The following is a 12569-nucleotide window of genomic DNA, read 5'->3' as shown; positions in this document are numbered from 1 at the left end:
GGCGGTCGGCCTCGGCGGCGGCCCAGTCGAGAGCGCGGTCAGAGTCCTCCGAGCCGTCGACGCCTACCACGATGTCTCCGGCCCAGGTGCTGGTGGTCATGGCTGCCTCCCGCGCTCATCGCCCCGCCACTGCGCGGTCCGCCGGGCTTCGGCGGCCCATCGGTGACGGACGAAGTCCTCGTGTTCAGCCTGCTCCAAGGCAAGGTCCGCTGCCGCGAGCACTTCGGTCAGCCGGGGGATCCAGTGGCGGCGCAACGCGCGCACTCGCTGGCGGGTGCGGGCCGCCTCGTCGCCGACGAGGCGGGCGGCGGCGCGCGCCACGGCGTACGCGGCCGCCGCCCGCACAGCCTCCTGGTAGGCCCGCTCCGCGTGCGCCAACGCGGTGTTCCGGGGCAACGGTTCGGTGTCGGCTCGGACCGCCGCGACGTAGGAGAACCCGGCGGGGTGGCGCACGCCCATGGATGTGGACCACTCGACGTCAACCCGCGCGGAGGCAGCCGGGCACGCCATGTCCAGAGCGCGTTCTCCGCTCAGCAGGAGGCCGCGCAATGACCACTGCTCCGCTTCGCGTGACCGCTCGTGCCAGGCCCGCGAGGCCGCCTCCTCGGCACGCAGCCTGCGTTGGTGCTCGTCGCGCAGGATGCGCAGCTTGCGCTCCAGCAGGTCGGCGCCGCGGTTGGCGGCGTCGAGCTTGTGGCGCAGGCGCAGGCGTCCGGCCCGGCCGGGTGGCACGCGGTGTGTCGTGGTCATCCGTCCTGCTCCTTCGCCTCCGGCGGTTGATGTGCGTCGATCAATTCCGCTGGCAGCATGGTGAGTTGGCTGCGCGGCAGGGTGAGCAGCACTTGCCAGGCGCGCTCCAGCGCCTCGTCGAGCGGACGCGCCTCGTCCACGCGTTGCGCCACGAAGCGGTGCAGGAAGGCCTCGGCCAGGTCCAGGTACCGGGCGTCAGTCGAGCTCAGCGCCGACCGCCCGACCAGGTCGGCCAGCTCGCGGACCTGCCGGGCACGGGCGAGGGCGGCGAGCAACTGCGCGGCGACCTCAAGGTGGTCGGCGCGGGTACGGCCGGGCCCGGCGCCCTTGCGCATCAACCGGGACAGCGAGGACAGCGCGTCCACCGGCGGGTAGACCCCTTGCGCGTGGACTTCGTGCGACAGCACGATCTGGCCCTCGGTGATGTAGCCGGTCAGGTCCGGGACCGGGTGGGTGATGTCGTTCGCCGGCATGGTCAGTACCGGCAGGACGGTGACCGAGCCCGGCCGCCCCCGGATCCGCCCGCAGCGCTCGTACAGCGAGGCCAGGTCGCTGTACAGGTAGCCGGGGTAGGCGCGGCGTGCCGGCACCTCCCCGCGGGCCGCGGAGACCTCCCGCAGCGCCTCTGCGTACGCGGTCATGTCGGACATGACCACCAGGGCATGTCTGCCCTCTTCGAAGGCCAGGTGCTCGGCGACGGTGAGCGCCAGGCGGGGGGTGAGGATCCGTTCGATCACCGGGTCGTCCGCGGTGTTGAGGAGCAGGACAAGTTCACCTGCGGCGGACCGCTCCTCCAGGGCGTCCCGGACGAACGTCGCGTCGGCGTGGGTGAGTCCCATCCCGGCGAAGACCACGCTGAACGGCTCTCCCCGGACGGTGGACTGGGCCGCGATCTGCGTCGCCAGTTCGAGGTGCGGCAGGCCCGCCGCGGAGAACACCGGAAGCTTCTGGCCGCGCACCAACGTGGTGAGCGCGTCGATCGCGCCCACGCCGGTCAGCACGGGTTCGCCGGGCGGCTCTCGGCGCACCGGGTTGATCGGGCTGCCGCCGACCGCCGCGTTGGTGGGTCCGAAAACCGGCGGCCCACCGTCGACGGGCTCCCCGCGCCCGTTGCAGATCCGCCCGAGCCACCCCTGTCCGACCGGCACGCGCAGCGGCGTTCCCGCGAAGGACGCTCGGACGCGTTCCGGGTCCATACCGGCGGTGTCCTCCAGCACCTGCACGATGGCCAGGTCGCGGTTGACCTCCAGCACCAGCCCGTGGCGTTGCTCGCCGGAATCGAGGACGATCCGCACGAACTCGTCCCAGCCGACCCCCGCCACGCCGCCGATCACCACGAGCGGGCCGCGTAGCTCCCTGACTTGCGTGTACTCGATCTCGCCGATGGCCGTCATGGCAGTTCCCGCAGCTGGGCGAGCATCGTGTTCCGCCGTTCCGTGACGCCCGCGGCGTCGTGCGGGCCGGTTTCCTCACGGGCGCGCAGCACGGGTGCGAAGTCGACCTCCTCGACGGTGGCCGCCGGGATGCCGGAGTCGACCAGTGCGCGGCACTCCGCCACCACCGCGAGCACCGAGTCGACCAGCGCCGTGGTCTTCTCCTGGGCGCAGTACGCGTCCCGCGCCGACAGTGCGTTCTGCTGGAGCACGCCTTCCCGGATCAGCCGACCGGCGAGCACGCTGACGCGTTCCTGGTCGGGAAGGGCGGTGATACCGACCAGGTCTACGAGATCGGCCAGCCGGTCGGCCTCGGCCAGTAGCGCCGCGACCCGCCCGCGCCCCTCGGCCCGGGCCGGGTCGGCGAGCGCGGTGGCGTCGCGGGAGAACGAGCCCGACCAGGAGATCGCCGGGTAGTGGCGGGCGTAGGCCAGGTCCCGGTCGAGGGTCCACAGACAGCGCACGAACCGTTCGGTGTGCGCCGTGACCGGTTCGGTCATGTCGCCGCCGGGCGGGGAGACCGCACCGATCACCGTGACGGAGCCCCGGGCACCGCCGAGGGTCGTGACCGCGGCGGCCCGTTCGTAGAAGGCCGCGATCGCGGAGGCGAGCCCGGCGGGATATCCCTCCTCGGCGGGCAACCCGCCTGTGCGGGAGGCGAATTCGCGCAGTGCCTCGGCCCAGCGGGAGGTGGAGTCGGCGATCACGACGACGTCCAGTCCCATGTCCCTGAAGTACTCGGCGACCGTGGCGCCGGTGTGAACACTGGCCTCGCGAGCCATCATCGGCATGTTGGAGGTGTTGGCGATGACCACTGTCCGGTCGGCCAGCCGCCCTCCGGTACGCGGGTCCTCCAGAGCGGACAGTTCGGTGATCACGTCCGCCATCTCGTTGCCGCGCTCACCGCAGCCGACGTAGACGATGACGTCGGCGTCACACCACTTGGCGATCTGCTGGAGCAGCACGGTCTTCCCCGTGCCGAAGCCACCGGGTACGGCGACCGTGCTCCCTCGGGCCACGGGAAACAGCAGGTCGATGGCGCGCTGACCGGTACTGAGGGGCTCACGTGCGGTGACTCGCTCGCGGACGGGGCGTGGGCGGCGGATCGGCCAGTTCGCGCCCATCCCGATCTCGGTGCCGTTCACCACCGCCAGGACCGTGTCGCCCGGGTGACGTCCCTCGGCGGCGAGGTGGGTGACCCGTCCGTGGCACCCCGGTGGCACGAGGACACGGACGGGCACCGGCCCCGCCGCGCGGATCTCGCCCAGCACCGTCCCTTCGGCCACCTGCTGCTGGTCGGCCACGCGAGGTGTGAACCACCACGAGCGGTCCGCGTCGTGTCTCTCGCGCCTGCCGGGCAGCAGCCAGTCGCCGCTGTCGGACAGTGGGCGCAACAGGCCGTCGAAGATCCCACCCAGCAACTCGGGTCCCAACCGCACTGTCAGCGGCCGCCCCTGCGGCCGGGCCCGGTGCCCAGGAGCGAGCCCTCCGGTGTACTCGTACGCCTGGACGGTGACCACGTCCCCGCTGACCGCCACCACCTCTCCGGTCAGCCCGGCCTCGCCCAGGGACACCAGGTCGTACATCGCGGTGCCGCCCACGTACTCCAACTCGACGAGCGGGCCGGCGACGCGCAGCACACGGCACTCCCGGGTCATGGCGCCCACAGGGTCTCCACCTGCGCGGCGAACCGTTCCAGCGCCCGCCCGGCCAGGGCGTCCAGCGTGAGGTCGACGCGGCGCCCGGGAGCGGTGGCCACCACTCCACCATCGGGGTCTTCGCTGACCGAGGCGTCGGCGCCGAGGAGTTGACGGGCACGTGCCACCAACTCGTCGCGCATGGACGGGTATTCCGATTCGGTCCGCAGCCGCCGTACCCGCGCTGTCGCGCGCCGGCGCAGTTCGTCGTATGCCTCGCGCCGGGCGGCCAGTTCGCGGGCCCGCACGGTGCGGCGCGCTCGTACGCGGAGCGCGGCGCCGTCCGCCGTCCCGTCCGCGGTGCCTTGAGTGCGGGCTTCGTCGAGGATCGCTGTCGCCCTTGCTTGGGCCTCGTCGAGGACTGCGGCGGCGGCCCGGTGGGCTTCAGTGAGCACCGCTTCGGCGTCCTTCCGGGCGGCGCGCAGCAACGCGTCACGGACCGGCTCCAGGGCGTCGGACCGCTCGGTGCCGGGCGCCGTCATACCGGCATCACCGCGGTCAGCGGGCGGACACCGTCCAGCGCTTCGGGCCCCAAGGCGTCGGCGGCGGCGGGTGTGACGATCACGAGCGTGACGTCCGTCGGCAGGGCGGCCCACGCCTCCCGCACGTGTTCGGGGCCCTCGGCGGGTACCACTGTGACACCGGCCAGGGCCAGTGCGGCCACCCTGGTCCGCTCACCGATGGCGGCCACTGTGCCCACGGTCAGGACTTTCCGATCAGGATGATCGCGACGACCAGGCCGTAGATGGCGATGCCCTCCGCGAGTCCGACGATGACCATCGCCCGGCCGAACATCTCCGGCCGCTCACTCATCACCGCCAGCGCCGCCGCTCCGGTGTAGGCGACGGCGATGGCAGCGCCGATCGACGATCCGGCGACCGCGATGGCGGCACCGATCAGCGCGGCCGAGCCGGAGCCCGAGCCGTGGGTGGTCGCGGCTGCGGGAGCCGCTTGCGCGCCACCGCCGTTCAACGCGACGATCAGCAACACGAGTGCTCCGCCGACCAGAAGGGAGTTGGCTGCGAGGATCCACCGCAGCGCCCTCCCTGCGCACCGACGGATCAGCCAACGGCTCGCACAGAAGGCGGCGACCAAAGCAGGCAGGGCGATCAGCCAGGTGGTCACGGTGAAACCTCCGTGTGTCGCACGGGCACGTGCCAGGGACGGAACGGACGGCCCTGCGCCTGGAAAACCCGGGAGAACAGCTCGTAGAACTCCAGCCGCAGCGCCTGCACTCCGGCCACCAGGGCCTCCAGCGCGAACGCGACGGCGTTGCCGACGACGAACAGCAGCACCGCCCCGACCAGCGCCCCGGGCCCTCGGTGCGCGAGCGCCGTGGTGCCGCGCCACACGATCTGGCCGAGGGCGGCGTGGGTGAGTCCGAAGGCCGCGAGCCGCGCGAAGGAGACGAGGTTCGAGCCGATCCGCACCACCGCGTCGAAGAGTTGAACGCCCGTCTGGACCGTCCCGGCAAATCCACCGCCGGAGGCGACGAACAGCCCGATCGCGGCGAGCCCCAGACCGCACGTCGCGATCACCGCCCCGAGCAGCGCGATCGCGTCGACGTGCAGGTACACCCCGGCGGCGGCCAGCACCAACCCGAGGAACAGGCCGGAGCCAGCCATCCCGGAAGTCGCGTAGAGCGCGGTGGACGGGCCGCCCTCCCGCCAGCGATTGACGGTCCCTGCCGTGTAGGCCAACGCCAGCAGGAGACCGCCGAAGGCGACCGCGCTCACCAGCAACCGCTGCGGCTGGCCCACCGGGTCCAGCCACAGCACCGGCAACACGCCCGTCGGGCCGAAGAACTCGCCATAGGCGACCCCGGCCAGCGCACTCGCGATCCCCGCCCCGGCCACGAACGGCCACATGGTGTGCAGCGACGCCAGGCACCGGGGGCGACGCCGATACAGCAGGGCTGCGGCCAGGAGCAGCAGCAGCCCGTGCCCGGCGTCGCCGAACATCACGCCGAACATCACCACGTAGGCGATGCCCGCGGGCCAGCTGGGATCGACGTCGCGGTACGGCACGGTCCCGTACGCCGTCACAAGGCTCGTGAACGAGCGGCCCGGGGCTCCGGTCGCGCGCAGCAAAGTGGGCGGGTCGACGCCGCGCGGCGTCTCCAGCGGAACGAGCACGCCGCCGACGTCGACAAACCGCTCCGCCAGTCGGGGCACCTGGTCGGCCGGACACCAACCAGCGAGCGCGGCGGTGGCCCCGCGCACCACAGCGCTGTCCGCACGCTCCTCAAGCTGCGCCTCACCGGCCAGCAGTTCCGCATGGCCCTCACGCTCCAACACCGCCAGGTCCGGCACGGCGGCGCTCAACGCGGCGCCGGTGGGCTCGGACCGGAGCCGACGAAGGCGCAGTGCCGCGCCTCGCGTACCGTGCCCCAGACCGTCGATCCGATCGATCTCCACGCAGCCTGCGTCGGCGATCAGCACCAGGATCTCCCGCAGCGCCGTGTGCGGCGCGATGATCGCCACGCGCTGCATGCGCACCGGTGTCAGGGCCTCAGACCAGGGCATCGAAGGCCTCCATGGGCTGACCACCGCGTGAGGCCATCTCAAGGCCGGCCCGCACCCGCCAGGCGTCCGTGGAGAGCACCGCGACTGTGCCCACCACGCTGGAGGCGTCGAACCGCGAGTCGCGCAGCAGCTCGAATCCGTCCTGCTCAATCCGGGTCCACCAATCCGTTTCGGCCCGCCACAGGCCGTCTGCGTCGGCGACATCCCGCACCGCCCACCGTGCGGTGTGCGGCAGCCGTTCCCGGAATTCCGGGAAGGTCCGCGCGGCCATGGCCGTCGGCCCCAGGAGACGGCTGGCCCGCCGGGCGGTGGGCTCGGTGAGCTCGCGGGCGCCGACGAACAGCTCACGGGCGACGAGCAGCGCGGCGCGGCCCGCGGCCCAGCGGGCGGCGGACGGCACCGCGGCAGCGGTGCGGCTGGCGGCCGCGATCCGCATCCCGGTCGCCACCTGTGCGGGCGAGGAGCCTCCCGGATCGCCCCACGCCGAAGCGGTGAGCGCGGCCCGCAACTCGTCAGGGCCACCGGTCCTGGCCAGCCGTGGCCAGGCGGTGGCCAGCGCGCCGAGTCGGTACGGCTCGGGCGGGAGTTCCCCGGGCAGCGTCCGGAGGTGGTCCTCGACGTTGGCGATCTCGAACCCGGCCGCGAGCAGCCGTACAGCGGCCACGCCTTCGCGCGGCTGCCATCCCGCGAGTACCCGTAGATGCCACAGCAGTGTCGCCATGACCGCTCGCTGCGCATCCGTCAGGGTGCCGCCTGCCTGGAGGTACTTCCGGTAGGGCGTGGCCGTCAGGTACCGCAGGGCTTCGCCGAGATCCTCGGCCGCCGCGACCTGCCGGGCGCCGGAGGCGCCCACCCGTCGCGACAGCATGGCCCTGGCCCGGGTCACCCCTGCGACCCATCCAGCGCTCACCGTGGCCTCCCCTCCTCGTCGGTGCCGGAGGCCCGCAGGTCGTGCCGGACCTGCGCCACGACCCGGTCGACCAGGGCTGGTACGCGTTCCCGCGCCCTTCGGCGCAGCGCCGTGACCATGTGGTCACCCGCCGCGAGCAGCTCGACGGCCTCGCGCTCGGCCGTGGCACGCGTGTGCGCCGCGGTCTCCTGACGAAGCGGTACGGCCTGGTCCCGGGCCTCGGAGAGAAGCTGTGCGGCCCGCAGGTCGGCCTCACGGCGAATCCGCCGGGCCTCCTCGGCAGCCCTCTCCCGGATGGTCCGCGCTTCGGACTCAGTCTCCTCCAGCAGGGCCAGGGGCGCTGCCAGCTCGGCGGCCAGCTCGGCGGAGCGGTCGGCTGGAACACCGGTGGCCGTCGGCCCAGGAGCGCTGGCCGGACGGAATCGCATCAGGAAATCCCGGAACGTTGCCATTAGACCTCCTCACGGTGAGCCTCTGCTCCGGTCACCTCTTCCAGATTCCCGTACGGGCGGTCACCTGTCGTCCGGAGATGCGAGCTTCGACGACCGTTGCCTGAACACTCCGAATTTGGGGCCAAGTGCCGTATGTGGCCCTGGACGGTGGTGTGAGACTGCGTTTGAAGGCAGGTCGCGAAGTCGCGACCGACACGCCGTGGGAGGCCACGATGAGCCAGCACGAGCAGCATTGTGCCTGCGGAAAGCCTCATCCATGCAGTTCAAGCGGCATGGCGGTGAAGAAGTCGCAGGCCAGGATGGCGTGGGCCTGGCCGCGCAGGAACGCGGCCCAGGTCTGGCGGTCACGTTTGGGCGCGGGATCGATCCCGTGCGCCTGCAGAATCTCCCATACGGTGGAGGGTGCGACCTTGATGCCCAGCACGGCGAGTTCGCCGTGGAACCTTCTGTAGCCCCACCCGCAGTTTTCCCGGGCCAGGCGCAGGATCAGGCCTGGATGGCGCGGCGGGTGGCCGGACGGCCAGGCCGCTTGCGACGGGAGATGCGGGCATGGCGGCGTCGGATGAGGTTCCGGTGTCACCGCAGGATCGTGTCCGGGGAGACGATCAGGTGGAGCTTCCGCAGCCGGCTCGAGGCAACTGGTGGAGGAGCGCAGCCAGGAAGGCGCGGTCCGCCGGGGTGACGCGTGGCCTGACGATCTGCCGTTGCAGGCCCGCCAGTTGGGGGCGCAGCGTCAATATTTCGATGTCCTTGTCGGCGTCGCTCATTGGAAGCAGCCGTATGAGGGCGAAGACGCTCGACACGGCGAGGTGGGGCAGCCGCAACAGCACGATCGATCAGCCTGACATGCCTGCCAGGCGACCGCCGGCGTTCGCAAGACCCTGCAGGCCGCAGGCCATGGATAGGGTTTTCGGCACCCGCAGGACTTGCGGGAGATCCGTAATCGCCACGCGACCTGCGGCGGCGTCACCCCTTGCACGAATAACTCGGCAGCCTCGAACCGTACTTGCTCCCGCGCAGCCCGCTGCTTCGCGGTCAGACCGCCTCCATCGGGATACCGCATAACACCGGGATACACCCACCAGCGAGATCACCATCACCCCGAACCGAAAACCTCACCAGTTGGCCAGGCAAGCTGTCGTTCGTTGTCAAGGCCTGTGCGTACGGCAACTGAATTCCGCGGGTGCATGCGCGGGCGCACGTGGTGTGGTTTATGCGCCCGGTGCGCTTCTAGAGCTCCGGTGCGTGGGGTTGGTGCCTGCGGGGCCGAGTGTGTTGGGCTGCGGGGCTGGCGGTCGCGTGGGTCGTGGAGACGGCCGCAAGCGTGTCCGGCGGGCGGCTGGGTGTGAACCGGTGCGCTGACCAGGGCTTACAGGGGGAAGTTGTGGAAGTGCGGGGCGCGAGACAGTGGTGGGACGTAGTTTTCAAGGGCTGCGTTTGACGACTCGTCGGCAGGGCAGTCGCTGGGCGACGATCCGACAGGACCGTTGTACGGTGGGGCCCGCTTAAATCGCACGATAGGTCCTGGTAAGTGCTCGACAAAAAGGCACTTCGACTCAACGTCAGGGGTTGCCACGGGGTGACTCGCCGTGAAGACTGTGCCGGAGTTCGACGGGGAGAAGGGCGTGTAGTGCGCATTGTGTCAATTGTGTGGCAGCGTTACTCGGGCCTCTTTACATGCCGCGTACCTCCGGTACTTGGCTGCGCCGCCAGCGACCATGATGTGTTTGGGTCGAAGCCATGCCCGACGGTCGCGCTAACGGTGGCCCGGGGGTGCGATGCCGGCCCGGGTCCGTGAGGTGGGGGCCCAGCGTGTTCCGTTGGAGCATGCAAGGCCGGAGTGCAGACCGCCGCTGGAGCGACCGGGCTCGTACCACCTCATGACGGGCGTGTGACGGCTGCTCGTACACCGGAAGCGCGCCCTCGCTCCGCTGCGCGGCCACTTCGCGCTCGGGGCAGTGGAGTTAGCAGAAGACAGTGCGGTTCGCCTGGGGCCGCCAGGCCGGGGAGCACGTCGCGGCTGCGCCGCTCTCCCCAGGCTCGGGCCCCGTGGCCTGCGTGCTCGTACGGTCGTGCGGCGCGCCGTGCCCGCCGTTGTGCGGAACCTCTCGCCTGCGCGCCGCGATCCAAGGGAGAAATGGTGGCCAGTGAACAGCTGACGCAGACCCCCTCGGTCTTAGACGTGCTACCGGACCGCTGGCAGTCCTTACGCGCGGCCGGACCCGTCGGGTACGACGACGCGCAGGGCGTATGGCGGGTGGTCGGATACGCGGATGTCGCCGCCGTTCTGGCGGACCCGGTGACGTACTCCTCTGATCTCTCCCCGATCGCCCCCACCCAGCAGGACTTCGAGGCGTTCCGCCAGGGCAACTTCGTCGGTATGGACCCCCCGGAGCACCGCAAGCTGCGCACTCTGGTGAGCCAGGCGTTCACTCCGCGCGTGGTGCACGGACTGGCGCCGCGCATCGAGGCGGTGTGCGCGCGGTTGTTGGACGCCGTCGCGGACCGCGACCGCTTCGATGTGGTCGACGCACTGGCCTACCCGCTCCCCATCATCGTCATCGCCGAACTGCTCGGCGTGCCCGCCGGCGACCACCGGCTCTTCCAGGAGTGGGCGAGCACCCTGTTCAGTGGGGACCAACTGGGCGAGGCGCCCGACATGGCCGACCTGGAGCGGGCACTGGAGGCCATCGCCCCGACCGTGCGCGAGATGAACGACTACGTTCTCGGCCACATCCGCCACCGCCGCGCGCACCCCGGAGACGACCTCACCAGCAAGCTCCTCACCGCGGAGGTGGACGGTGTCCGCCTGAGGGACCAGGAGATCGTCGGGTTCGTCGCCCTGCTGCTGGTCGCCGGGCACATCACCACAACGGCGCTGCTGGGAAACGCCCTGGTCACCTTCGACCGGCACCCCGGCACGCTCGGCGTTCTGCGCGACGATCCCGGGAAGGTGCCGGACGCCGTGGAGGAGGTGCTGCGCTGGCTGCCGCCCTTCCCCGAGCTGGGGCGCCGCACCGCCCGGCCCGTGGTGCTCAGTGGTCACGAGATCCCGCCCGACAGTCTTCTCATGGTTCATCTGGGTGCCGCCAACCGCGACCCAGCCCGCTTCACCGCGCCCGAAGCCTTCGACGTGACCCGAAGTCCGAATCCCCATCTGACCTTCGGTCACGGCATCCACTTCTGCTTCGGCGCGCCGCTCGCCCGGCTGGAGGCGCGGATCGCTCTGAACCTGCTGCTTAATCGTTTCTGCTCGATCGTCGTGCCATCCCACGACGACATCACCTTCCAGAACCCCTCCGTCATCGTCGGCGTACGCCATCTGCCTGTGGAGGTCACCAGGCCGTAGTGCGCGCCAGGTTGTCGTGCGGCCTGGTCCCGCTCCGCTCCCCTGGCGGGCCCGCGGGCCGCTTTCATGAGTCCCAGCCATCTGGAGTCCCCTGCTCATGCCCTACACCACCACCGCTCCCGTCATTGATCGGGGACCGCTCTCCCCGCATCGGGCCTTACAGGAGCGCCTGGAGACCCTCGCGCTCGCCCACCGGGTCCCCGGAGCCCAACTTGCCGTGGATACCGGGACGCGCGTCCTCAGTGTGTGCACTGGCACGGCCGATGCCGCCGCCGGCACCACGTTCACCGTGGACACCGCCGTTCCGCTGGGATCGGTCACCAAGACCTACACCGCCGCCGCCGTGCTGCTTCTCGTCGACGACGGCGACCTCGCTCTGGACGATCCGGCCGCCCTGTTCCTTCCGGAGCTGCGGGCGTTACCTGACCTGACGGTGCGCCACCTCTTGAGCCACACCGGCGGCCTGCCGACCGGCCCCGACTCGGACACGGCGGTCGGCACCACCGTCTCCCGCTACCTGGCGGAGGTCTGCACCCCCCGCGACACCCTGTTCCGCCCGGGAGCGGACTTCTCCTACTCCAACGCCGGCTACGTCGCCGCCGGACGACTGGTGGCGGAGGTGACGGGTATGACCTGGCAGGAAGCGATCCGGGCGATGCTCCTGGATCCCCTGGGCACCGTGCCCGCCTTCCTCGGCGACATTGCCCCCGACCGCACCACCGCCGCCGGCCACGCCCGCAACACGGTGTCCGGCCGAGCGCGTACGGCGCGGCAGAACCTGGCCCCGGTGGAGGCGCCAGCGGGTGCCCTGCTGGCGAGTGCCCTGGACCTGGCGGCTCTGGGCAGGGCCCTGGTGGGCCGCTCCGAAGACGTGCTGCCCGCCCCCGTCGCCGCGATGATGCGCCGTCCCGAACCGGCCGCCGAACCGGGCGCCCTGGCGGATGCCTGGGGGCTGGGCCTGGCGCTGTTCCAGCGGGACGGCCGCTGGTGGTGCGGCCACGACGGGAACGCCCAGGGCACCTCGTGCCATCTGCGGGCGGAGCCGGACAGTGGAGTGGTGGTCGCCTTCACCGGCAACTCCAGCGGCGCGACCGCGCTGTGGCGCGACCTCGCTGACGACCTCCACCGGATCACCGGTGTACGGGTGCCGACCGCTCCGGCCCCCGCGCACCGCGGCCAACCCGTCGTGCTCACCGAGTGCGCCGGCACGTACCGCAACGGCCGTACGGAGTACCGGATCACTCTCGACGCGGCCGGCTCCCCCGTGCTGGCCGTGGACGGCGACCGGCCGCTGCCCCTGGTCTGCTATCCGGACCTGACCTGCGATCTGGTGGACCCGGCCACCAGACGGCCAGAGCCCGGCGGGCGTTTCCACCGAGACCCGGCCACCGGCGCCATCGACCGCGTGCAGATCTCCGGACGCGTCGCTCGCCGCGCCACAGCCGCCTGAAGC

General features: G+C 71.5%; 12 protein-coding genes and 2 pseudogenes. 2 read left to right on the top strand and 12 right to left on the bottom strand.

Going from position 1 to position 12569, the window contains the following annotated elements:
• The 12 genes and pseudogenes from P3G67_RS29630 to P3G67_RS36380 all read right to left on the bottom strand — a co-directional run.
• The coding region (locus tag P3G67_RS29630; protein ID WP_276096234.1) for a universal stress protein at nt 1–100 on the bottom strand (100 nt) is incomplete at its 3' end.
• A complete protein-coding gene (locus tag P3G67_RS29625; RefSeq protein ID WP_276096231.1) occupies nt 97–750 on the bottom strand; it encodes a V-type ATP synthase subunit D in 654 nt (217 codons plus the stop codon). The genes P3G67_RS29630 and P3G67_RS29625, both read right to left, overlap by 4 nt.
• Nucleotides 747–2144: a V-type ATP synthase subunit B gene (locus tag P3G67_RS29620; RefSeq protein WP_276096230.1), complete on the bottom strand. Its 1398-nt coding sequence runs from the start codon at nt 2142–2144 to the stop codon at nt 747–749. Before P3G67_RS29620 ends, P3G67_RS29625 begins: the two co-directional genes overlap by 4 nt.
• Nucleotides 2141–3841 carry a V-type ATP synthase subunit A gene (locus P3G67_RS29615; RefSeq protein WP_276096233.1) on the bottom strand — a complete coding sequence of 567 codons (1701 nt, stop codon included), beginning with the start codon at nt 3839–3841 and terminating at the stop codon, nt 2141–2143. Before P3G67_RS29615 ends, P3G67_RS29620 begins: the two co-directional genes overlap by 4 nt.
• Nucleotides 3838–4362: a hypothetical protein gene (locus P3G67_RS29610; protein ID WP_276096229.1), complete on the bottom strand. Its 525-nt coding sequence runs from the start codon at nt 4360–4362 to the stop codon at nt 3838–3840. The genes P3G67_RS29615 and P3G67_RS29610 overlap by 4 nt, the downstream gene beginning before the upstream one ends.
• Entirely contained in the window at nt 4359–4580 is a 222-nt protein-coding gene (locus P3G67_RS29605) for a V-type ATP synthase subunit F (protein ID WP_276096228.1), read from the bottom strand. The genes P3G67_RS29610 and P3G67_RS29605 overlap by 4 nt, the downstream gene beginning before the upstream one ends.
• A 2-nt stretch (nt 4581–4582) precedes the next feature.
• Nucleotides 4583–5005, bottom strand: coding sequence for an ATP synthase subunit C (locus tag P3G67_RS29600; RefSeq protein WP_276096227.1), 423 nt, complete (start codon nt 5003–5005; stop codon nt 4583–4585).
• Nucleotides 5002–6405, bottom strand: coding sequence for a V-type ATPase 116kDa subunit family protein (locus tag P3G67_RS29595; RefSeq protein WP_276096226.1), 1404 nt, complete (start codon nt 6403–6405; stop codon nt 5002–5004). The genes P3G67_RS29600 and P3G67_RS29595 overlap by 4 nt, the downstream gene beginning before the upstream one ends.
• Entirely contained in the window at nt 6392–7315 is a 924-nt protein-coding gene (locus P3G67_RS29590; protein WP_276096225.1) for a hypothetical protein, read from the bottom strand. Before P3G67_RS29590 ends, P3G67_RS29595 begins: the two co-directional genes overlap by 14 nt.
• Nucleotides 7312–7767: a hypothetical protein gene (locus P3G67_RS29585; RefSeq protein ID WP_276096224.1), complete on the bottom strand. Its 456-nt coding sequence runs from the start codon at nt 7765–7767 to the stop codon at nt 7312–7314. Before P3G67_RS29585 ends, P3G67_RS29590 begins: the two co-directional genes overlap by 4 nt.
• Nucleotides 7768–8032: 265 nt before the next feature.
• Nucleotides 8033–8597 (bottom strand): annotated as a pseudogene (locus P3G67_RS29580) (integrase); the annotation flags it as partial.
• A 50-nt stretch (nt 8598–8647) separates the two neighbouring features.
• A pseudogene (locus P3G67_RS36380) lies at nt 8648–8830 on the bottom strand (IS630 family transposase); the annotation flags it as partial.
• 1074 nt (nt 8831–9904) lie between these two features.
• Between P3G67_RS36380 and P3G67_RS29575 the strand changes: the two are divergent.
• Together P3G67_RS29575 and P3G67_RS29570 are read left to right on the top strand one after the other, a co-directional pair.
• Nucleotides 9905–11116 (top strand): cytochrome P450, encoded by a 1212-nt coding sequence (locus P3G67_RS29575; RefSeq protein WP_276096223.1) that lies wholly within the window; start codon nt 9905–9907, stop codon nt 11114–11116.
• A 97-nt stretch (nt 11117–11213) separates the two neighbouring features.
• Nucleotides 11214–12566, top strand: a complete 1353-nt coding sequence (locus P3G67_RS29570) for a serine hydrolase domain-containing protein (protein ID WP_276096222.1) — start codon at nt 11214–11216, stop codon at nt 12564–12566.
• The last annotated feature ends 3 nt before the right edge of the window (nt 12567–12569 follow it).

The sequence above is a fragment of the Streptomyces silvisoli genome (assembly GCF_029269905.1).
Lineage (GTDB): Bacteria > Actinomycetota > Actinomycetes > Streptomycetales > Streptomycetaceae > Streptantibioticus_A > Streptantibioticus_A silvisoli_A.
Note: the sequence above shows the minus strand (reverse complement) of the source record. Positions and strands in the feature narration are given on the sequence as shown.